General features: G+C 56.3%; 17 protein-coding genes. 11 read left to right on the forward strand and 6 right to left on the reverse strand.

Annotated elements, in window-relative coordinates; translation table 11 throughout:
* Positions 1 to 76: 76 nt before the first annotated feature.
* Entirely contained in the window at positions 77 to 820 is a 744-nt protein-coding gene (gene cysQ, locus FNY10_RS16555; protein ID WP_100685589.1) for a 3'(2'),5'-bisphosphate nucleotidase CysQ, read from the forward strand.
* Here cysQ and FNY10_RS16560 read toward each other — a convergent pair.
* Positions 810 to 1,367: a YtfJ family protein gene (locus FNY10_RS16560; protein ID WP_141965471.1), complete on the reverse strand. Its 558-nt coding sequence runs from the start codon at positions 1,365 to 1,367 to the stop codon at positions 810 to 812. The genes cysQ and FNY10_RS16560 overlap by 11 nt on opposite strands.
* Before the next feature lie 319 nt (positions 1,368 to 1,686).
* Here FNY10_RS16560 and FNY10_RS16565 point away from each other — a divergent pair, with 319 nt between their 5' ends.
* Positions 1,687 to 1,893, forward strand: a complete 207-nt coding sequence (locus FNY10_RS16565) for a DUF1107 domain-containing protein (protein WP_004857160.1) — start codon at positions 1,687 to 1,689, stop codon at positions 1,891 to 1,893.
* A gap of 74 nt (positions 1,894 to 1,967) precedes the next feature.
* On the opposite strand, the gene FNY10_RS16570 is transcribed toward FNY10_RS16565, so the two are convergent.
* Both FNY10_RS16570 and msrA read right to left on the reverse strand, forming a co-directional pair.
* Entirely contained in the window at positions 1,968 to 3,311 is a 1,344-nt protein-coding gene (locus tag FNY10_RS16570) for a hemolysin family protein (RefSeq protein WP_100685591.1), read from the reverse strand.
* Positions 3,312 to 3,483: 172 nt separating this feature from the next.
* Positions 3,484 to 4,122: a peptide-methionine (S)-S-oxide reductase MsrA gene (gene msrA, locus FNY10_RS16575; protein WP_160702467.1), complete on the reverse strand. Its 639-nt coding sequence runs from the start codon at positions 4,120 to 4,122 to the stop codon at positions 3,484 to 3,486.
* Positions 4,123 to 4,331: 209 nt separating this feature from the next.
* Between msrA and tamA the strand changes: the two genes are divergently transcribed.
* From tamA to FNY10_RS16595, 4 genes are all read left to right on the forward strand, one after another.
* The gene (gene tamA / locus FNY10_RS16580; protein ID WP_100685593.1) at positions 4,332 to 6,065 is read left to right on the forward strand and encodes an autotransporter assembly complex protein TamA; all 1,734 of its coding nucleotides are present in this window, start codon (positions 4,332 to 4,334) and stop codon (positions 6,063 to 6,065) included.
* Positions 6,062 to 9,838: an autotransporter assembly complex protein TamB gene (gene tamB / locus FNY10_RS16585; protein WP_160702465.1), complete on the forward strand. Its 3,777-nt coding sequence runs from the start codon at positions 6,062 to 6,064 to the stop codon at positions 9,836 to 9,838. Before tamA ends, tamB begins: the two co-directional genes overlap by 4 nt.
* Positions 9,839 to 9,840: 2 nt before the next feature.
* Positions 9,841 to 10,185: a gamma-glutamylcyclotransferase family protein gene (locus tag FNY10_RS16590; protein ID WP_004857174.1), complete on the forward strand. Its 345-nt coding sequence runs from the start codon at positions 9,841 to 9,843 to the stop codon at positions 10,183 to 10,185.
* Between the two features lie 110 nt (positions 10,186 to 10,295).
* Entirely contained in the window at positions 10,296 to 11,252 is a 957-nt protein-coding gene (locus FNY10_RS16595; RefSeq protein ID WP_160702463.1) for a hypothetical protein, read from the forward strand.
* 11 nt (positions 11,253 to 11,263) lie between these two features.
* On the opposite strand, the gene ppa is transcribed toward FNY10_RS16595, so the two are convergent.
* Positions 11,264 to 11,791 carry an inorganic diphosphatase gene (gene ppa / locus FNY10_RS16600; protein WP_004857176.1) on the reverse strand — a complete coding sequence of 176 codons (528 nt, stop codon included), beginning with the start codon at positions 11,789 to 11,791 and terminating at the stop codon, positions 11,264 to 11,266.
* Between the two features lie 404 nt (positions 11,792 to 12,195).
* On the opposite strand from ppa, the gene ytfQ reads away from it, so the two are divergent.
* The 4 genes from ytfQ (at position 12,196) to yjfF (ending at position 16,772) form a co-directional block, all read left to right on the forward strand.
* A complete protein-coding gene (gene ytfQ, locus FNY10_RS16605) occupies positions 12,196 to 13,152 on the forward strand; it encodes a galactofuranose ABC transporter, galactofuranose-binding protein YtfQ (protein ID WP_100685394.1) in 957 nt (318 codons plus the stop codon).
* A gap of 96 nt (positions 13,153 to 13,248) precedes the next feature.
* A complete protein-coding gene (gene ytfR / locus FNY10_RS16610) occupies positions 13,249 to 14,751 on the forward strand; it encodes a galactofuranose ABC transporter, ATP-binding protein YtfR (RefSeq protein WP_100685393.1) in 1,503 nt (500 codons plus the stop codon).
* 10 nt (positions 14,752 to 14,761) lie between these two features.
* Entirely contained in the window at positions 14,762 to 15,787 is a 1,026-nt protein-coding gene (gene ytfT / locus FNY10_RS16615) for a galactofuranose ABC transporter, ATP-binding protein YtfT (protein ID WP_100685392.1), read from the forward strand.
* Positions 15,774 to 16,772: a galactofuranose ABC transporter, permease protein YjfF gene (gene yjfF, locus FNY10_RS16620; RefSeq protein WP_131049423.1), complete on the forward strand. Its 999-nt coding sequence runs from the start codon at positions 15,774 to 15,776 to the stop codon at positions 16,770 to 16,772. Before ytfT ends, yjfF begins: the two co-directional genes overlap by 14 nt.
* A gap of 39 nt (positions 16,773 to 16,811) precedes the next feature.
* Here yjfF and fbp read toward each other — a convergent pair whose 3' ends face one another.
* Positions 16,812 to 17,810 (reverse strand): class 1 fructose-bisphosphatase, encoded by a 999-nt coding sequence (fbp, locus tag FNY10_RS16625; protein ID WP_131049424.1) that lies wholly within the window; start codon positions 17,808 to 17,810, stop codon positions 16,812 to 16,814.
* 174 nt (positions 17,811 to 17,984) lie between these two features.
* Here fbp and mpl point away from each other — a divergent pair, with 174 nt between their 5' ends.
* Positions 17,985 to 19,358 (forward strand): UDP-N-acetylmuramate:L-alanyl-gamma-D-glutamyl-meso-diaminopimelate ligase, encoded by a 1,374-nt coding sequence (gene mpl / locus FNY10_RS16630; RefSeq protein ID WP_100685389.1) that lies wholly within the window; start codon positions 17,985 to 17,987, stop codon positions 19,356 to 19,358.
* Positions 19,359 to 19,466: 108 nt separating this feature from the next.
* Here mpl and FNY10_RS16635 read toward each other — a convergent pair whose 3' ends face one another.
* A complete protein-coding gene (locus tag FNY10_RS16635; RefSeq protein ID WP_160702461.1) occupies positions 19,467 to 20,675 on the reverse strand; it encodes an aldose 1-epimerase family protein in 1,209 nt (402 codons plus the stop codon).
* Positions 20,676 to 21,089: the final 414 nt, after the last annotated feature.

A 21,089-nucleotide genomic window follows, 5' to 3' on the forward strand; every position in this document is an offset into this window, starting at 1 on the left:
CAGATAGCGGAACTCGCACCGATGCGATATAACTAAAACAACGAGTTAACGCCACTGTAATCAGATGAGGTGGAGAATGTTAGAACAAGTATGTCAACTTGCCCGGATTGCAGGTGATGCCATTATGGAAGTCTATGATGGAAAGCAGCCGATGGACGTGGCCAGCAAGAAGGATGATTCTCCGGTCACTGCGGCGGATCTCGCCGCGCACAAGGTGATTATAAGCGGCCTGCTGGCGCTGACGCCCGATATCCCGGTGCTCTCTGAAGAAGATCCCCCCGGATGGGAGGTGCGCCAGCACTGGCAGCGCTACTGGCTGGTGGATCCGCTGGACGGCACCAAAGAATTTATTAAACGTAACGGTGAATTTACCGTCAATATCGCCTTGATTGAAAAAGGAAAACCGGTACTTGGCGTGGTTTACGCGCCGGTCTTAAAGGTGCTGTACAGCGCGGAAGGTGGAAAGGCGTGGAAAGACGAATGCGGTATGCGTAAGCAGATTCAGGTACGGGATGCCCGGCCACCGCTGGTGGTCATCAGTCGCTCCCACGGCAACGATCCGGAACTGCAGGAGTATCTGGAACATATTGGCGAACATCAGACCACGTCGATCGGTTCGTCGCTGAAATTCTGCCTGGTGGCGGAAGGTCAGGCCCAGCTTTATCCGCGCTTCGGGCCGACCAGCACCTGGGATACCGCCGCCGGTCATGCCGTCGCGGTGGCTGCCGGGGCGCACGTTCACGACTGGCAGGGGCGCACTCTGGACTATACCCCGCGTGAATCGTTCCTCAACCCCGGCTTCCGGGTTTCTATTTACTAAGCAGCTTGTGCAGCAGGGCGACCACCTGCTGCACTTCATCCTGGGTGAGCGCGCCGTCTTTGGCCCACTGAACGCGACCGTCTTTATCCAGCACCACAATCGCCGAGCCCTCCTCTTGCAGCTGCCAGGCTTTCCGGGCCAGGCCGTTGCTGTCGACAATAAACTGCGACCACGGGTAGAGCTGTTTGTTGCTCTCAATGCTGCTGCGCACGAACATACCGGATCCCGGAATGGCGTCGTCGGTATTAACGATGGTGGTGGTCTGGTAACGGTCGTGCGGGAATTTGGCTGCCTTAATCGCCTCGATCAGGGCGGCATTTTTCTCTTTTGCCGACGTGCGTCCGGCGATGTGTTGCACCACGCGAACTTTTCCTGCCAGCTGCGAGCTATTCCAGTTTTTATAACTAAACTTATCATTATCCAGAATTAATTCTCCCCGGTCGGCAATGCCAACCGGCGCGACGCGCTGACCATCGACAAAATTATGCGCTGAGGCCATCAGCGGGAACAGGAGGCAGGAAACCGCCAGTAGCTTACGTAGGGTCATGATGAGTCCTTATTTTTATGCAGGTGATCCGACCACTTGGTCTCGTTTAAGCATAAATGCGATCTCCCGGCATTACACGCAATCAGGGTGCCAGTTTGCGTGATAACGCACATATTCGAAGGAAATCGGCGGCTTATACTAGTTTCTACGTATGTTTGAAAAGAAAGTTCTTAATTATTGTCATCAAAAGGTAAATAAACTTATGCATGCTGGGTATTACAGAAGTTCTGGACTATAGTTTCAGGGCATCAAAATTTGCGCTCCCGAATCGTGGGCCAAGTGTGGCACCACAAGAGCGTAACCCTGGCAGGAGACAACAATGAAAATTTTCCAACGCTACAATCCGCTGCAAGTAGCGAAGTACGTGAAGATCCTGTTCCGTGGACGGTTATACATCAAGGATGTTGGCGCTTTTGAATTTGATAAGGGCAAAATCCTTATCCCGAAGGTTAAAGACAAGCAGCATTTGTCTGTGATGTCTGAAGTCAATCGTCAGGTTTTGCGTCTGCAAACAGAGATGGCTTAACCTGAATAACGATATAGCTATGCGGTAAAAAAACGGCTCCTGATGGGAGCCGTTAGTGTTTCAGACCTCAAGCGCTACGCTACGCCTTGCTCATCTTCAGCAGCGTCCGTCTGCTTGGGCACCAGCACGGTCGGTTTGTTGTCGATGCGGGTAACCAGCAGCTGGTCGATTCGGTAGTTGTCGATATCCACCACCTCAAATTTGTAGCCGGAGAATTTCACCGCATCGGTGCGTTTCGGGATCTTACGCAGCATAAACATCATAAAACCGCCGATGGTCTCGTAGTTGCCGGACTGCGGGAATTCGTCGATATCCAGCACGCGCATGACGTCGTCAATCGGTGTGCCGCCATCAATCAGCCATGAGTTCTCATCGCGAGCGACAATCTGCTCCTCCAGCCCCTGACCAACCAGATCGCCCATCAGAGTGGTCATCACGTCGTTGAGGGTGATAATCCCCACCACCAGCGCATATTCGTTCATGATCACCGCGAAGTCTTCCCCGGCGGTTTTAAAGCTTTCCAGCGCCTCCGACAGCGTCAGCGTATCCGGAACAATCAGCGTATTGCGAATCTGTACGCCGCCGGTCAGCACCAGGCTTTGGTTCGCCAGCACGCGATTAAGCAGATCTTTAGAGTCAACGTAGCCGATGATGTGGTCGATATCTTCGTTGCAGACCAGGAATTTGGAGTGCGGATGTTCCGCCACCTTGTTCTTCAGGCTCTGCTCGTCTTCGTGCAGATCGAACCAGATGATATTTTCACGCGAGGTCATGGACGACGGAACGGTACGTGACTCCAGCTCGAAGACGTTCTCAATCAGCTCATGTTCCTGCTTACGCAGCACCCCGGCCAGCGCGCCGGCTTCTACCACGGCGTAAATGTCGTCGGAAGTAATATCGTCCTTACGCACCATCGGTATTTTGAACAGGCGGAAGATGTTGTTGGCCATGCCGTTGAACAACCACACCAGCGGGCGGAAGACAAACAGGCAGAAGCGCATCGGGTTGATGATACGCAAAGCAACGGCTTCTGGCGCAATCATACCGATGCGTTTCGGGGTCAGGTCAGCGAACAGAATGAACAGGCTGGTGACCAGGGTAAAGGAGATGATAAAGCTCAATTGCTCGGAAAGCTCAACAGACATGTACTGGCTCAGCAGGCTGTGAAACGCTGGCGAGAATGCTGCGTCACCGACGATACCACCAAGAATGGCGACGGCGTTGAGGCCTATCTGCACGACGGTAAAGAAAGTGCCTGGGTTTTCCTGCATTTTGAGAACACGCTGGGCGTTCACGTTGCCGTCATCGGCCAGCAGTTTGAGTTTGATCTTACGTGAAGCGGCCAGCGAGATCTCCGATATCGAAAAAAACGCGCTGACAGCAATCAGACAAAGTATAACTAAAATACTGTTTAACATAGTTTATCCAGCCGTTGAGGCCAGATCCTCGGAAGGGAAGTTGATAACGCTATAGTGGAATACATAAAAAACCGGTCCGAAGGCTCTGGACCGGCTATAACACCAGCTAGTATAGCGTAAGCGACTGTAAAGCCGCCAGAGCGTTAATTATTCACCTTAGTGCTAAACGGTATTATGCCTGCGGCGGCAAGCAGACGCCAATGCCTCCGATACCGCAGTAGCCGTACGGGTTTTTGTGCAGGTACTGCTGATGATCGTCCTCAGCGTAGTAAAACGGCTTCGCCGGGGCAATTTCCGTGGTGATGACGCGCGTGTCGTTGGCATCGCGCATAGCGGCCTGGAAACGCGCCAGACTGGCCTTCGCCGCTTGATCCTGCTCTGGAGTCAACGGATAGAGGGAGGAGCGATACTGGGTGCCATGATCATTGCCCTGCTGCATGCCCTGGGCCGGATCGTGATTTTCCCAGAACACCTGCAACAGCTGCGCGTAGCTGATGATCTGCGGATCGTACACGACGCGTACGGCTTCGGCATGGCCGGTATTGCCGGTACAGACTTCACGGTAGGTCGGGTTCGGCGTATAGCCGCCGGTATAGCCCGCGGCGGTGCTGTAGACGCCAGGCAACTGCCAGAACAGACGCTCAACGCCCCAGAAACAGCCCATCGCGAACAGGGCAACCGCCATCCCGTCCGGGACGTTGGTCATGGAGTGGCCATTGACAGCGTGGAGTGTTGCCACTGGCATAGGGGTGTTGCGTCCTGGCAGCGCATCCGCCTGGGCGACAAGATGCGTTTTATCAAATAGACTCACGGTTGGCCTCTCAAAACATAAGTCGTGGTTAAGGTTGTAACGAAGCGTGTCTTTTTACACAATAAACATGCCCGATACGTCTAGATTTAAACATAAGAATTATTTGGTTTAGCGTTTCTTTTTCAACCCTAAGTCGTTGGGGGTTTATTAAGCCGTGGAACGGCGCTTTCGTTTCCTTCGGGGGGAAACAAGGATATTCAGGAGAAAACGTGCTACAAATCCGCCAGTTATGTATCACCAGCCTTTTGCTGGTCAGCGGGATCGCTAGCGCCGCGAGCGTGCGTTTGCAGGTTGAGGGGTTATCCGGGGAGCTGGAAAAAAACGTCCGGGCTCAACTTTCTACGATCCAGAGCGACGAAGTCACGCCGGATCGCCGCTTTCGTGCGCGCGTTGATGATGCGATTCGCGAAGGGTTGAAGGCCCTGGGGTACTACGAACCGACAATCGTTTTCGACCTCCGTCCGCCGCCGAAAAAAGGCCGACAGGTGCTGATTGCCAAAGTCACGCCAGGTGAACCGGTACGTATTGGCGGCACGGAAGTCATTCTGCGGGGCGGTGCGCGCACCGACCGCGACTACCTGGATTTGTTAAAAAACCGCCCGGCTATCGGCACCGTCCTCGATCATGGCGATTATGACAGCTTCAAGAGCTCGCTCACGCGGGTTGCGCTGCGTAAGGGCTACTTTGACAGCGAATTCATTAAAAGCCAACTTGGCGTTTCTCTCGACCGCCATCAGGCCTTCTGGGATATCGACTACAACAGCGGCGAACGCTATCGCTTTGGTCCGGTCACTTTTGAAGGCTCGCAAATTCGCGACGAATATCTGCAAAATCTGGTGCCATTCAAACAGGGCGACTACTACACCTCGCAGGATCTGGCGGAACTCAACCGCCGGCTGGCGGCAACCGGCTGGTTCAGCTCCGTGGTTGTGGCGCCGCAGTTTGAAAAGTCTCGACAGACTAAAGTTCTGCCTTTGCAGGGCGTAGTCTCCCCGCGTAAAGAGAATACCGTTGAAACCGGGGTCGGCTACTCAACCGACGTCGGGCCGCGCATCAAAGGGACGTGGAGAAAGCCGTGGATGAACTCCTACGGGCATAGCCTGACTTCCAGTCTCAGCCTTTCCGCTCCTGAACAGCAGCTTGATTTCAGCTATAAAGTGCCGCTGTTAAAAAGCCCGCTGGAGCAATACTACCTGATGCAGGGCGGCTTTAAACGTACGGATCTTAACGATACGAAAGCCGACTCCACGACCCTCGGGGTATCACGTTTTTGGGAGATGTCGAGCGGCTGGCAGCGCGCGCTGAACCTGCGCTGGAGCCTCGACCACTTTACTCAGGCTAACGTCACCAACACCACAATGCTTATCTATCCCGGGGTGTCGGTCAACCGTACCCGCTCCCGCGGTGGCCTGATGCCGACCTGGGGCGACTCCCAGCGCTATTCGGTGGACTACTCCAACACCATGTGGGGCTCGGATATTAACTTCATCGTCGCCCAGGCGCAGGATGTGTGGATCCGCACGCTCTATGACCGCCACCGTTTTGTGGTGCGCGGCAACCTCGGCTGGATTGAAGCCGATAATTTCAACAAAGTCCCGCCGGATCTGCGTTTCTTCGCCGGTGGCGACCGCAGTATTCGCGGCTATAAATACAAATCGATCTCGCCGAGGGATGACGATGGCAAACTGATGGGGGCCTCGAAGCTGGCGACCGGTTCGCTGGAGTATCAGTACAACGTCAGCGGAAAATGGTGGGGCGCAGTCTTTGTCGACAGCGGCGAAGCGGTGAGCGATATCCGTAAAAGCAATTTTAAAACCGGCACCGGCGTCGGCGTGCGCTGGCAGTCACCGGTTGGCCCGATCAAGCTGGATATTGCCGCGCCGGTCGGCGACAAAGATGAGCACGGTTTACAGTTTTACATCGGTCTGGGGCCTGAATTATGAGTTTATGGAAGAAGATAAGCCTCGGGGTACTGATCTTTTTGGTCCTGCTGCTGGGGACGGTCGCATTCCTCATCGGCACGACCAGCGGCCTGCATCTGGTGCTGAAGGCGGCGGACCGCTGGGTTCCCGGACTGGAAATCGGCAAGGTGACCGGTGGCTGGCGTGATCTGACGCTGCAAAACGTACGCTTTGAACAGCCGGGCGTCGCGGTCACCGCTGGTCAGTTCCACCTCGGCGTCAGGCTGCGCTGCCTGTGGGACAGCAGCCTGTGCGTCAACGATATTTCGCTGCGCGATATCTACGTGGCGATCGACACTAGCAAGATGCCGCCGGCGGCGCCGGCTAAAGAAGAAGATAGCGGCCCGCTGAATCTCTCCACACCTTATCCCATCACTCTGAGCCGGGTGGCGCTGCATAACGTCAACGTCAAAATTGACGATACCGCCGTTTCGCTGCGCGACTTCGCCACCGGTCTGAACTGGCAGGAGAAGAATCTGACCCTGACGCCAACCTCGCTGCAGGGGCTGCTTATCGCATTGCCGAAAGTAGCAAAAGTGGCGCAAGAGCAGGTCGTTGAACCGAAGATCGACAATCCGAAACCGGAAGAAAAACCGCTCGGCGAGACGATGAAAGCGCTGTTCTCCCGGCCGGTGCTGCCGGAGATGGCCGACGTGCATCTGCCGCTGAACCTGAATATCCAGTCGTTCCGCGGCGAGCAGCTGCGCGTCACCGGCGATACCGATATGACTGTCTACAACATGCTGCTGAAAGTCAGCAGTATCGACGGGAAAATGCGGCTGGATACCCTGGATATCGACTCCGATCAGGGCAAGATCACTGCATCGGGCACCGCGCAGCTGCAGGACAACTGGCCGGTGGACATCACCCTCAACAGTACGCTGAACATCGATCCGCTGAAAGGCGAGAAGGTGAAGCTGACCGTCGGCGGCGAAGTGCGTAAAAAACTGGAGATCGGCGTGGATTTAGCCGGTTCCGTGACGATGACATTACGCGCTGACGCGCAGCTGGCGGAAGCCGGACTGCCGTTGAATATGGAACTGAAGAGTAAACAGCTGTACTGGCCGTTCAGCGGCGAAAAACAGTTCCAGGCCGACAATGTGCTGCTGAAGTTTAACGGCAAGATGACCGACTACACCATGGCGTTCAGTACCGCGGTGAAGGGGCCATCGCTGCCGCCAGCGAAAATCACCCTCAACGCCAAAGGGAACGAACAGCAGGTTAACCTCGATAAGCTGACCGTTGCGGCGCTGGAGGGGAAAACTGAACTGAAAGCGCTGCTGGACTGGCAGCAGGCCATCAGCTGGCGCGGCGAGCTGACGCTTGACGGTATCAACACCGCCAAAGAGGTCCCGGACTGGCCGTCGAAGCTGAACGGGATGATTAAAACTCAGGGCAGCCTGTACGGTGGAAGCTGGCAGATGTCGGTACCGGAGCTGAAAATCACCGGTAACGTTAAGCAGAATAAGGTCGATGTCAGCGGTTCATTGCAGGGTAACAGCTACATGCAGTGGAAAATCCCCGGGCTGCACCTGGCGCTGGGTAAGAACAGCGCCGAGGTGAAAGGCGAGCTGGGGGTTAAAGATCTGAATCTTGATGCCACCATCGATGCGCCTAATCTGGACAATGCTCTGCCAGGCCTTGGCGGCACGGCGAAGGGGCTGCTGAAGGTGCGCGGCACCGTTGATGCACCGCAGCTGCTGGCGGATATCACCGCCCGCGCCCTGCGCTGGCAGGAGCTGGCCATCGCTCAGGTCAACGTCAAGGGTGATGTGAAGTCCAGCGACCAGATCGGCGGCAATCTTGATGTGCGCGTTGAGCGGATCAGCCAGCCGGGCGTCAATATCAGTCTGGTGCAGCTCAATGCCAAAGGGAACGAGAAGCAACACGACCTGCAGCTGAAAGTGCAGGGCGATCCGGTTTCCGGGCAGCTGTCGCTGGCCGGGAGCTTCGATCGTAAAGAGGAACGCTGGAAAGGGACGCTGAGCAATACCCGCTTCCAGACGCCGGTTGGTCCGGTCTCCCTGACGCGTGCCATCGCGCTGGATTACCGTAATCGCGAGCAGAAAATCAGTATCGGGCCGCACTGCTGGACTAACCCGAATGCTGAGCTATGCGTGCCGCAGGCCATCGATGCTGGCGCCAGCGGACGGGCGCTCGTCAATCTTAACCGCTTTGATCTGGCGATGCTGAAGCCGTTTATGCCGGAGGCGACCCAGGCCAGCGGCATATTCAGCGGCAATGCGGATGTCAGTTGGGACACCACCAAAGAGGGGCTGCCGCAGGGTAAAGTGACGCTGAACGGTCGCAATGTCAAAGTCACCCAGACGGTCAACGATGCGCCGCTGCCGGTGGCCTTCGACACGCTGAACCTGACGGCCGATCTGCATAACAACCGTGCGCAGCTCGGCTGGCTGATTCGCCTGACCAACAACGGTCAGTTGGATGGGCAGGTTCAGGTTACCGACCCGCAGGGGCGCCGCAACCTCGGCGGTAATGTGAATATCAATAACTTCTCGCTGGCGATGATTAACCCGATCTTCGCCCGGGGAGAGAAGGCGCAAGGGAAGCTCAATGCCAACCTGCGCCTCGGCGGCGATGTACAGAGCCCGCAGCTGTACGGTCAAATGCAGCTGAACGGTGTGGAGGTTGACGGCAACTTTATGCCGTTTGATATGCAGCCGAGCCAGCTGGCGATGAATTTCAACGGCACCCGCTCAACGCTGCAGGGTACCGTGAATACCAAACAGGGCCAAATCAGCCTGAGCGGCAACGCCGACTGGACCCAGATCGACAACTGGCGGGCGCAGGTAGCCGCCAAAGGTAGCCGGGTGCGGATTACCGTGCCGCCGATGGTGCGTCTGGACGTGTCACCGGACGTCGTCTTTACCGCTACGCCGAGTTTATTTAGCCTGGATGGTCGCGTTGATGTCCCCTGGGCACGTATCGTGGTTAATGAAGTGCCGGAGAGCGCCGTTGGGGTCTCTTCTGATGAAGTGATGCTGGATAAAAATCTGCAGCCTATCAAGCAGCAGAGCGCCGGTATCCCTATCAACAGTAACCTGACGATTCACGTTGGCAACGACGTTCGTCTCGACGCCTTTGGTCTGAAAGCGCGTCTGACCGGCGATTTAAAAGTGGCTCAGGATAAACAGGGGCTGGGCCTGAACGGGCAGATTAACATCCCGGAAGGTCGCTTCCATGCCTACGGTCAGGACCTGATTGTGCGTAAAGGCGAGCTGCTGTTCTCCGGTCCGCCGGATCAACCGCTGTTGAATATCGAAGCCATTCGCAACCCGGATGCGACAGAAGACGACGTGATCGCTGGCGTTCGCGTGACCGGCTCGGCCGATCAGCCGAAAGCAGAGATTTTCTCTGACCCGGTTATGTCGCAGCAAGAAGCGCTTTCTTACCTGCTGCGAGGGCAGGGTTTAAGCAGCGGACAGAGCGATAGCGCCGCAATGACCTCAATGCTTATTGGTATGGGGGTTGCACAAAGTGGTCAGGTTGTGGGTAAAATCGGCGAGACTTTTGGCGTAAGCAATCTGGCGCTGGATACCGAGGGAGTGGGCGACTCCTCCCAGGTGGTGGTCAGCGGCTATGTGCTGCCGGGTCTGCAGGTAAAATATGGGGTAGGGATCTTTGATTCCCTGGCGACGTTGACGTTACGCTATCGCCTGATGCCTAAGCTATATCTGGAAGCGGTGTCTGGCGTAGGCCAGGCTCTCGATTTGCTCTATCAGTTTGAGTTTTAGCAATGCGAATATTTGTTTACGGCAGTTTACGACGCAAACAAGGCAACAGCCACTGGATGACCAACGCTCAGTGGCTGGGCGATCATAGTGTCAACGATTATCAGCTGTACAGCCTGGGCCACTATCCAGGCGCGGTGCCGGGCGAAGGCACAGTACATGGTGAAGTGTATCGTATTGACGCATCAACGCTGGCCGAACTGGACGCGCTGCGCACCAAGGGTGGTGAGTACGCACGTCACCTGATCCAGACGCCTTATGGCAGCGCATGGATGTATGTCTATCAGCGCCCCGTTGAGGGCTTTACCCTGATAGAGAACGGCAACTGGTTAGACAGAGACCAGTATTAACCACGGCAACGCCACCTTCGGGTGGCGTTGTTTTTATGTCTGTCATTCACCCGGTACAGGTCAATGGCAGACATAAAAAAGCTTATTGACCGGGCTGGTAGGGCGGGCCTGTGGCACTGGCGCCGTTTGCTCCCCGGTGGCACTGGCGTTGTTTGTTCCCCGGTGGCGCTGCGCTTACCGGGGCTACGGGTGGGTGCGGTGTCTGGCTTGATCGCCTGGCGTATTGCCTGCGGGCGGGCCTGTGGCACTGGCGCCGTTTGTTCCCCGGTGGCGCTGCGCTTACCGGGGCTACGGGTGGTGCGGCGCCTGGCTTTATCGCCTGGCGCATTGCCTGCGGGCGGGCCTGTGGCACTGGCGTTGTTTGTTCCCCGGTGGCGCTGCGCTTACCGGGGCTACGGGCGGGTGCGGTGTCTGGCTTGATCGCCTGGCGCATCGCCCTGCGGCGGGCCTGTGGCACTGGCGTCGTTTGTTCCCCGGTGGCGCTGCGCTTACCGGGGCTACGGGCATGGTGCGGTGTCTGGCTTTATCGCCTGGCGTATTGCCTGCGGGGGGCCTGTGGCACTGGCGTTGTTTGTTCCCCGGTGGCGCTTTGCTTACCGGGGCTACGGGTGGGTGCGGTGTCTGGCTTGATCGCCTGGCGCATTGCCTGCGGGCGGGCCTGTGGCACTGGCGCCGTTTTGCTCCCTGGTGGCGCTGCGCTTACCGGGGCTACGGGCGGGGGCGGTGCCTGGCTTGATCGCCTGGCGCATCGCCTGCGGGGGGCCTGTGGCACTGGCGCCGTTTGTTCCCCGGTGGCGCTGCGCTTACCGGGGCTACGGGTGGGTGCGGTGCCTGGCTTGATCGCCTGGCGTATTGCCTGCGGGCGGGGCTGTGGCACTGGCGTCGTTTGCTCCCCGGTGGCGCTGCGCTTACCGGGGCTACGGGCATGGTGCGGTGTTGGGGATTTTCACCTGACGTATCGCCTGTGGGGGATTTGTAGCCCGGGTAAGGCGTTAGCCGCCACCCGGGAGATGGCTCCGGGCCATAAGCAAAAACACCGCCCTGAGGCGGTGTTTTCGATAATCTGAGTGCGGCAGAATTACTTCTTAGCGCGCTCGAAGGAAGCAATGATTTCAGCTTTAGCCGCTTCAGCATTGTCCCAACCGTCAACTTTCACCCATTTGCCTTTTTCCAGGTCTTTGTAGTGCTCGAAGAAGTGGGTGATCTGTGCTTTCAGCAGTTCCGGCAGGTCGTTCACATCTTTGATGTGATCGTACTCTTTGCTCAGCTTGGTGTGCGGTACGGCAACCAGTTTCGCATCTTCACCGGATTCGTCGGTCATCTTCAGTACGCCAACCGGACGGCAGCGGATCACAGAGCCTGGCTCCAGCGGATACGGCGTCGGGACCAGTACGTCAACCGGGTCGCCGTCCAGAGACAGGGTGTGGTTGATATAGCCGTAGTTGCACGGATAGAACATCGCAGTGGACATGAAGCGATCAACGAACAGCGCGCCGCTCTCTTTGTCGACTTCGTATTTGATTGGGTCTGCGTTAGCCGGGATCTCGATCACGACGTAGATATCTTCCGGCAGATCTTTACCCGCAGGTACGTTGAGTAAGCTCATGTCTGTTTCCTTTAAAATGTATGGCAAACAAGTGCCTGGTATTATAGCCAACTCGCATCGAATGTCTTCGCTTCTTTTCATTTTGCCCGCCGCTAATCACTCAGAATTTACCCTCAAAAAACAACCTGAAAATCCATAAACATAGCCACATCCTGAATAAAACAATGTAACCGTTTACATTGCATCTGTTTGATTTCTCAACATGCGAAAAATTTCACCTCATGCGTCGGCAAACGCGAGCTACGGGAAGCCTTATCTGCTCTCAGCTGGATTAAATCGCGGTAATTAACATTTAATTTACTTTTTCGAAGTGTGATGTAACGCATTCAGTTACATCACGAGTTGTCTATAGTTTGTTCGCAGATGACGATTTAACCCAAAGCAACCCGACGAGGACCTTTTTTATGTGGAAGCGCTTACTTCTTGTCACAGCAGTTTCCGCAGCTATGTCGTCTATGGCAATGGCTGCCCCTCTGACCGTAGGATTTTCGCAGGTCGGATCTGAATCCGGCTGGCGTGCGGCCGAAACCAACGTTGCGAAGGAGGAGGCCGCGAAACGCGGAATCACTCTGAAGATTGCCGACGGCCAGCAAAAACAGGAAAACCAGATTAAAGCCGTCCGCTCCTTTATCGCCCAGGGCGTCGACGCCATCTTTATCGCCCCGGTTGTCGCGACCGGCTGGGAACCGGTGTTGAAAGAGGCCAAAGAGGCCAAAATTCCGGTATTCCTGCTCGACCGCTCGATTGATGTGAAAGACAAAGATCTCTACATGACCACCGTCACCGCCAACAACGTGCTGGAAGGTCAGCTGATTGGTGACTGGCTGGTGAAAACCGTCGACGGCAAGCCGTGTAACGTGGTTGAGCTGCAGGGCACCGTTGGGGCGAGCGTGGCGATTGACCGGAAGAAAGGCTTCGCTGACGCCATTGCCAAAGCCCCAAATATCAAAATTATTCGCTCTCAGTCTGGCGACTTTACCCGCAGTAAAGGCAAAGAGGTGATGGAGAGCTTTATCAAAGCTGAAAACAACGGCAAGAACATCTGTATGGTCTACGCCCATAACGATGACATGGTGATTGGCGCCATTCAGGCGATTAAAGAAGCCGGGCTGAAGCCAGGCAAAGATATCCTGACCGGTTCGATTGATGGCGTACCGGATATCTATAAAGCCATGATCGCCGGAGAAGCGAATGCCAGCGTTGAATTGACGCCGAATATGGCGGGTCCGGCGTTTGATGCGCTGGAAAAATATAAGAAAGACGGCACGTTGCCTGAAAAACTGACCATTACCAAATCGACGCTTTATTTACCGGATACGGCGAAAGAAGAGCTCGAGAAGAAGAAAAACATGGGCTACTGAGTGAATTAACCCTCTCTCCGGAGGGGGAGGGTTATCAGACCGCAAGGTTGCATTCCCTCTCCCCCTGTGGGGAGAGGATTAGGGGAGGGGGACATCATGAACGGCGAAGCACACCAGGAGATCCTGCGTACCGAGGGACTGAGCAAATTTTTCCCCGGTGTGAAGGCGCTGGATAACGTCAATTTCAGCCTGCGGCGTGGTGAAATCATGGCGCTGCTGGGCGAAAACGGAGCGGGTAAATCCACACTGATTAAAGCCCTTACCGGCGTTTATCACGCCGATCGCGGGGCTATCTGGCTGGAGGGGCAGGAAATATCGCCGAAGAATACCGCTCATGCCCAGCAACTGGGCATCGGGACGGTTTATCAGGAGGTTAACCTGCTGCCGAACATGTCGGTGGCGGACAATCTGTTTATCGGCCGCGAACCCCGCCGTTTTGGCCTGCTGCGGCGCAAAGAGATGGAAAAGCGCGCCACCGCGCTGATGGAGTCCTACGGTTTTTCCCTCGACGTCCGCGAACCGCTGAACCGCTTTTCGGTGGCGATGCAGCAGATCGTCGCTATTTGTCGGGCCATCGACCTGTCCGCAAAAGTGTTAATTCTTGATGAGCCTACCGCCAGCCTGGATACCCAGGAAGTGGAGATGCTCTTCACCCTGATGCGTCGGCTGCGCGATGAAGGCGTCAGTCTGATTTTCGTCACCCACTTCCTCGATCAGGTGTATGCCGTCAGCGACCGGATTACCGTTCTGCGCAACGGCGGTTTTGTCGGTTGTCGGGAAACCCGCGAACTGCCGCAGATCGAACTGGTGAAGATGATGCTTGGCCGTGAGCTGGAGCATGATGCCCTGCATCGCGCGGGCCGGACTTTACTGAGCGACAAACCGGTCGCCGCCTTTGAGGGTTTTGGCAAGAAAGGCGTTATCGCGCCGTTTAACCTCCAGGTGCGCCCCGGCGAGATAGTCGGCCTGGCGGGGCTGCTCGGCTCCGGACGCACGGAAACCGCCGAGGTCATTTTCGGCATCAAACCGGCAGACAGCGGCACCGCGTGGATCAAAGGTAAAGCGCAGGGGCTGCGTTCTCCGCACCAGGCTTCATGCCTGGGCATTGGCTTTTGCCCTGAGGATCGTAAAACCGACGGGATTATCGCCGCGGCATCGGTGCGGGAAAATATCGTCCTCGCGCTACAGGCCCAGCGCGGCTGGCTGCGGCCGATTCCGCGACGCGAGCAAAATGATATTGCCGATCGCTTTATCCGCCAGCTCGGTATTCGCACTCCCAGCGCCGAACAGCCGATCGAATTTCTCTCCGGCGGTAACCAGCAGAAGGTGCTGCTCTCCCGCTGGCTGCTGACCAAACCGCAGTTCCTGATCCTCGATGAACCGACGCGCGGGATTGACGTTGGCGCGCATGCGGAGATTATCCGCCTGATTGAAACCCTGTGCGCCGATGGTCTGGCGCTGCTGGTTATCTCCTCGGAACTGGAGGAGCTGGTGGGCTATGCCGACCGGGTAATTATCATGCGCGATCGTAAGCAGGTAGCGGAGATCCCGCTAGCCGAGCTTTCTGTCCCGGCAATCATGAACGCTATTGCGGCATAAGGAGTAACCCATGATGCCCCGATCAGTTCCACAAACCGGCCAGCCAAAGCGGCGCTTCAACTGGCCGAAAGGTATGCCGCAAATTATCGCCCTGATCCTCGTGCTGGTGGTGGATAGCTTTGTGGCGCCGCACTTCTTTCAGATTGTGTTACAGGACGGGCGCCTGTTCGGCAGCCCGATTGATATTCTCAACCGCGCGGCGCCGGTGGCGCTGCTGGCGATAGGCATGACGCTGGTCATTGCCACCGGCGGAATCGACCTGTCGGTTGGTGCGGTGATGGCGATTGCCGGCGCGACGGCGGCCTCGATGACCGTTGCCGGACACAGTCTGCCGGTGGTGCTGCTGGCCTCGCTGGCGGCGGGGGCGCTGGCGGGCTTATGGAACGGGATTCTGGTGGCTATCCTGAAGATCCAGCCTTTTGTGGCCACGCTGATTCTGATGGTCGCCGGGCGCGGCGTCGCGCAGCTGATCACCTCCGGGCAGATCGTGACCTTCGATTCGCCGCACCTGGCCTGGCTCGGCAGCGGTTCGCTGCTGCTGTTTCCAACGCCGGTGCTGATTGCCGCTGCGACGCTCCTGCTGTTCTGGCTTTTTACCCGCAAGACGGCGCTGGGGATGTTTATCGAAGCGGTGGGGATCAACATCCGCGCGGCGAAAAACGCCGGGGTGAATACCCGGATTGTGGTGATGCTGGCCTATGTGCTGAGCGGTATCTGCGCGGCCATTGCCGGGATTATCGTGGCGGCGGATATTCGCGGCGCCGATGCCAATAACGCCGGGCTGTGGCTGGAGCTGGATGCCATCCTGGCGGTGGTGATCGGCGGCGGATCGCTGATGGGCGGGCGCTTTAACCTGTTACTTTCGGTGGTCGGGGCCCTGATCATTCAGGGGATGAATACCGGGATCCTGCTGTCGGGCTTCCCGCCGGAGATGAATCAGGTGGTGAAGGCGGTGGTAGTGCTGTGCGTACTGATCGTCCAGTCGCCGCGCTTTATTGGCTTACTGAAAGGAGTACGCGGCCATGATAAAACGTAATTTACCGTTGATGATAACCCTGGCCGTCTTTGTGCTGGGCTATCTGTACTGCCTGACCCAGTTTCCCGGCTTTGCTTCGACGCGGGTGATTTGCAACATTCTGACCGACAACGCCTTTCTGGGCATCATTGCCGTCGGGATGACCTTTGTGATCCTCTCCGGCGGGATCGATCTTTCGGTCGGGTCGGTGATCGCCTTTACTGGCGTGTTCCTGGCGAAGGCCATTGGCACCTGGGGCATCGATCCGCTGCTGGCGTTCCCGCTGGTGCTGGCGATGGGCTGCGCGTTTGGCGCACTGATGGGCTGGTTTATCGATGCGCTGAAAATCCCGGCGTTTATTATTACTCTCGCCGGGATGTTCTTTCTGCGCGGCGTCAGCTATCTGGTGTCCGAAGAGTCGATTCCTATCGATCACCCGGTGTACGACACCCTCTCCGGGCTGGCGTGGACGATTCCCGGCGGCGGGCGTCTGAGCGCAATGGGGCTGCTGATGCTGCTGGTGGTGGTGGCGGGTATCTTTATGGCCCATCGCACCCGCTTCGGCAACCAGGTGTACGCCATTGGCGGCAGCGCCGTTTCGGCAAACCTGATGGGGATTTCAACGCGCGGGACCACCATTCGTATTTATATGCTGTCTACCGGGCTGGCGACGCTGGCGGGGATTGTGTTTTCTGTCTATACCCAGGCCGGGTATGCCCTTGCCGGCGTTGGCGTTGAGCTGGATGCGATTGCATCGGTGGTCATTGGCGGCACGCTGTTGAGCGGCGGCGTCGGGACGGTGCTCGGCACCTTGTTCGGGGTAGCGATTCAGGGGCTGATTCAGACCTACATTAACTTCGACGGGACCCTGAGTTCGTGGTGGACAAAAATTGCCATCGGGATTTTGCTGTTTGTTTTTATCGCGTTGCAGCGGGGTCTGACGGTGCTGTGGGAAAACCGACAGAACTCACCGGTTACCCGGGTCAGCGGAACGGCGCATCGTTAGCGGAAAATTCCCCTCCCGGGCGGGAGGGGAAGGGAGGCGTTACGCGTCCGGGAACTCTTTAATGAAGTTCTCGACGTCTTCAACCATATGGTTGTTGCCGACGAAGAAAGAACGACGCTGGTGCAGGCTGGTCGGGATGATATCGAGAATACGCTCTTTACCGTCGCTGGCTTTACCGCCCGCCTGTTCGGCGAGGAACGCCATCGGGTTGCATTCGTACAGCAGGCGCAGCTTACCGTCCGGATGGCTGGCGGTGCTCGGATACAGATAGATGCCGCCTTTCAGCAGGTTGCGGTGAAAGTCCGCCACCAGGGAACCGATATAGCGCGAGGTGTAGGGGCGCTGGGTTCCGGTATCTTCTTCCTGACAGTACTTGATGTACTTCTTCACCCCCAGCGGGAACTTGATGTAGTTACCTTCGTTAATGGAGTAGGTGTTGCCTTTCTCCGGGAAGCGCATGCGCTCCTGAGAGAGGCAGAAAACGCCAAGAGAAGGATCGTAGGTGAAGGCGTGCACGCCGCAGCCGGTGGTATAGACCAGCATGGTGGAAGAGCCATAAACGACATAGCCTGCCGCGACCTGCTGACTGCCCGGTTGCAGGAAATCTTCAACGGTGACCGGTGTTCCAACCGGAGTTATGCGACGGTAGATGGAGAAGATAGTCCCGACGGAGACGTTAACGTCGATGTTAGAGGAGCCATCCAGAGGGTCCATGAGCACTACATATTTCGCGTGTTCACAGCCTTCAAAGACAACGATCTCATCTTCTTCTTCAGAGGCGATCCCAGCCACGATATCGCGCGCTCGCAGTGCAGCTTTCAATTTTTCATTGGCGAACAGGTCGAGTTTTTGCTGTACCTCACCCTGGACGTTTTCAGCACCGCTGGCACCCAGGATATCGACCAGACCGGCCTTATTGATATCGCGGTGGATGATCTTGGCGCCTAACTTTATCGCCGACAACAAAGCAGTAAGTTCGCCGGTTGCGTGGGAAAACTCGTGTTGCTTTTCGACAATAAATTCACCTAACGTTTTCATAACCCGTTCCCTGCATGTTTATGTGAAGTAAAACGAACGCAACAATCTTAACAAAGAATAAAAAAAAATCGCACAGGTGAATCGCACCAGCAAAAAACGGATTAACCTGAAATACATTTCTCTGATGCATACATACGGGTAAAATGTATCGCAGATTAAAGAGGGAAGGGACGAATGCGCATTCATATTTTAGGTATCTGTGGCACGTTTATGGGGGGGCTGGCAATGCTGGCGCGTTCCCTCGGTCATGAGGTAACGGGGTCGGATGCTAACGTCTATCCGCCAATGAGTACCCTGCTGGAAAACCAGGGGATCGATTTAATTCAGGGCTATGATGCCAGCCAGCTGGAACCGCGGCCGGATCTGGTGATCATCGGTAATGCGATGACTCGCGGCAATCCGTGCGTCGAAGCGGTGCTGGAAAACAATATTCCGTATATGTCCGGCCCGCAGTGGCTGCATGATTTTGTCCTGCGCGACCGCTGGGTACTGGCCGTGGCGGGGACCCATGGTAAGACGACGACCGCCGGAATGGCCACCTGGATCCTCGAAGCCTGCGGCTATCAGCCCGGTTTTGTGATCGGCGGCGTCCCGGGCAATTTTGATGTCTCCGCGCGTCTGGGCGGCAGCCCGTTCTTTGTTATCGAAGCCGATGAGTATGACTGCGCCTTCTTCGATAAGCGTTCCAAATTTGTCCACTACTGCCCGCGTACGCTGATCCTCAATAACCTTGAGTTCGATCACGCGGATATCTTTGACGACCTGAAAGCCATTCAGAAACAGTTCCATCATCTGGTACGTATTGTGCCGGGCAAAGGTAAAATTATCCTGCCGGAAAACGATATCAATCTGAAACAGACGATGGCGATGGGCTGCTGGAGCGAACAGGAACTGGTGGGCGAGCAGGGCCACTGGCAGGCGAAGAAGCTGAACACCGATGCCTCGCAGTGGGAAGTCTGGCTGGACGGCGAGAAGGTCGGGGAAGTGAAGTGGGAGCTGGTCGGCGAACACAACATGCATAACGGCCTGATGGCGATTGCCGCGGCGCGTCATGTTGGCGTGCTGCCGGCCGATGCCGCTAATGCGCTGGGCGGCTTTATCAACGCCCGCCGCCGCCTTGAGCTGCGCGGCGAAGCCAACGGCGTCACCGTGTATGACGATTTCGCCCACCATCCGACGGCGATCCTCGCGACCCTGCAGGCGCTACGCGGTAAAGTCGGTGGTACTGCCCGCATTCTTGCGGTGCTTGAGCCGCGCTCGAACACCATGAAAATGGGCGTCTGCAAAGACGATCTGGCGCCGTCCCTGGGCCGCGCCGACGAAGTGTTCCTGCTCCAGCCGCAGCACATTCCGTGGCAGGTGGCGGAAGTGGCGGACGCCTGCGTGCAGCCGGCGTACTGGAGTGCCGATGTTGATACGCTGGCCGATATGGTGGTGAAAACCGCGCACCCGGGCGATCATATCCTGGTGATGAGCAACGGCGGTTTTGGCGGCATTCACCAGAAGCTGCTGGATAAGCTGGCGAAAAAGGCAGAGGCGTCCAGATAACTCTTCGCCCTGGGGGCTACGCTGGCCGGGCTATGGGTCAGCGCGGCCTGGTTTTGTCGCCCGGGTCGGGCGCTGACGCTGCAACCCGGGTAGGCTTAGCGCGTTAAATTACTCCTTCGCGATCGGCGTTTCGTTTTCCGCCACTTTCGTATCGCCCTGAATTGCCGCAATTTTCTTCTCAACGTCGGCAACCTGTTCGCTGCTGTGCAGCAGCGTATAGGTCAGGTCAAACTGCGTGCTGGCCCCTGGCTGAAGCTGCTTCACGCGTTTTTGTTCGCGCTCAATGGTGACCGGATAGGCATAGCTGGTGCCCGGCTCAATACCGGTGACATAGCCCTGTTTTTCGGTATCGGTATTTTTCCACAGCGTCAGTACCGGCAGCTGGCGGGTATCGAACTGGATAGATGCCCCTTTATCTCCCGCCTTGTTGACCACGGCGGCCAGCGTCTGGTGGTTGCTATCTGCCAGCGGCTGAATATTGAATACCATCTCGTCGAAACCTTTGGTCGGACCGGCGTAGGTTTGCCAGGTTTTCAAACCCGCTTTAGCGTAGTCGTTGAACGGACTGATGCTGGACATGGGGGCCAGAAAACGTGCCCCCTCTTCCAGAATCGGTTTCCCGAAGTTGCTGTGATAAATGATCTGGTAGTCATGCGGGTAATCCGCGTGGTTGGTTAAGACATCATGCAGGCTGAAGCTGTTGCTGCCGGGGACATAGCGCAACTCGGTCATGGTCTGCAAATCAGCTTTCTTAAAGGTACTCTCCTTCACCAGCCCACGGATACGAATTTCATATGGCGCGGTATCGGCAACCTCGACTTCCACTTGCGATGCTGGCGTGTTGCCGGCTTTGCCATGCAGAGTATAAATCTGTCCATCGGCGGTCACCGGGTGGCCGGTCCATTCGTAGCCGCAGCGCACCATCATTTCATTGAAACCTTCCAGCCAGCCCAGGCCGTTCCGGCTTTCGAGGTTGATAAAGGCCGGGTTGACCACCTCTTTCACCGGTGAATCCCAGCCCATTCGCGTACCGAAGCCTTCAATTTTCAGCAGATTCATACCACGGGTCGGGCTGAGGGTAATAGTCAGGCCATCTTTACTGCGGATGACGAGAATTTTACTGCCTTCCTGTTTGCCGCCGTGGAGGACTTTTTGCTCGATGCTGAAGTTATGATCTTTTATCTTCAGCTGATCGCTGTCTATTTGCCAGTTTCCTTTATCTGTGCCGTTTTCAGCGCTTGTCAGCACCCAGGTTTTTGCTGCAACAGGCCCTGAAATCATCATCGCGATTGCCGTTAAAGCGAATACTTTTTTCATTTTTCATCCCTTTTTGCTGAATCGATTGTGTTGCTAATGAAGGGAATCTAATTGTAAGCGGTTGATGAAAATGTGAAGTGCCTCACCTGGTGAGTAAATGCGCATTTTTAAACTTTTAAATGCGATAAAGATCGCTTTTTATAAGCAAAATGCAATTAATCCTACTTTAAAAATGTGAATTTAAACGTTATTAGCTTTAACGATTCAGCTTTTTGTCGACTCATAAAGAGCGGGCACACGGCAGGGCGCGAATCAGGAAACAGGAATGAGGAATCAGGAATGAAGGTGGGGGAGCGCGTAGAGAGCGGATATTCCCGGCGAGGCTATCGCTTGCCGGGCTACAGGTACAGCGTTATCCGGTAGCCCGGACAGGCGCACAGCGCCGCCTGCGGGAAAATCTGGCGGGCAAACGCG

Origin of the sequence: Klebsiella sp. Lac1 (assembly GCF_009825425.1) — a bacterium.
Classification (GTDB): Bacteria; Pseudomonadota; Gammaproteobacteria; order Enterobacterales; family Enterobacteriaceae; genus Klebsiella; species Klebsiella electrica.

Excerpts from the sequence above, each read along its gene's own strand:
- cysQ (WP_100685589.1), top strand. The coding sequence starts at position 77 with ATGTTAGAACAAGTATGTCAACTTGCCCGGATTGCAGGTGATGCCATT.
- FNY10_RS16560 (WP_141965471.1), bottom strand. The coding sequence starts at position 1,367 with ATGACCCTACGTAAGCTACTGGCGGTTTCCTGCCTCCTGTTCCCGCTG.
- FNY10_RS16565 (WP_004857160.1), top strand. The coding sequence starts at position 1,687 with ATGAAAATTTTCCAACGCTACAATCCGCTGCAAGTAGCGAAGTACGTG.
- FNY10_RS16570 (WP_100685591.1), bottom strand. The coding sequence starts at position 3,311 with ATGTTAAACAGTATTTTAGTTATACTTTGTCTGATTGCTGTCAGCGCG.
- tamB (WP_160702465.1), top strand. The coding sequence starts at position 6,062 with ATGAGTTTATGGAAGAAGATAAGCCTCGGGGTACTGATCTTTTTGGTC.
- FNY10_RS16590 (WP_004857174.1), top strand. The coding sequence starts at position 9,841 with ATGCGAATATTTGTTTACGGCAGTTTACGACGCAAACAAGGCAACAGC.
- ppa (WP_004857176.1), bottom strand. The coding sequence starts at position 11,791 with ATGAGCTTACTCAACGTACCTGCGGGTAAAGATCTGCCGGAAGATATC.
- ytfQ (WP_100685394.1), top strand. The coding sequence starts at position 12,196 with ATGTGGAAGCGCTTACTTCTTGTCACAGCAGTTTCCGCAGCTATGTCG.
- ytfR (WP_100685393.1), top strand. The coding sequence starts at position 13,249 with ATGAACGGCGAAGCACACCAGGAGATCCTGCGTACCGAGGGACTGAGC.
- ytfT (WP_100685392.1), top strand. The coding sequence starts at position 14,762 with ATGATGCCCCGATCAGTTCCACAAACCGGCCAGCCAAAGCGGCGCTTC.
- yjfF (WP_131049423.1), top strand. The coding sequence starts at position 15,774 with ATGATAAAACGTAATTTACCGTTGATGATAACCCTGGCCGTCTTTGTG.
- fbp (WP_131049424.1), bottom strand. The coding sequence starts at position 17,810 with ATGAAAACGTTAGGTGAATTTATTGTCGAAAAGCAACACGAGTTTTCC.
- mpl (WP_100685389.1), top strand. The coding sequence starts at position 17,985 with ATGCGCATTCATATTTTAGGTATCTGTGGCACGTTTATGGGGGGGCTG.
- FNY10_RS16635 (WP_160702461.1), bottom strand. The coding sequence starts at position 20,675 with ATGAAAAAAGTATTCGCTTTAACGGCAATCGCGATGATGATTTCAGGG.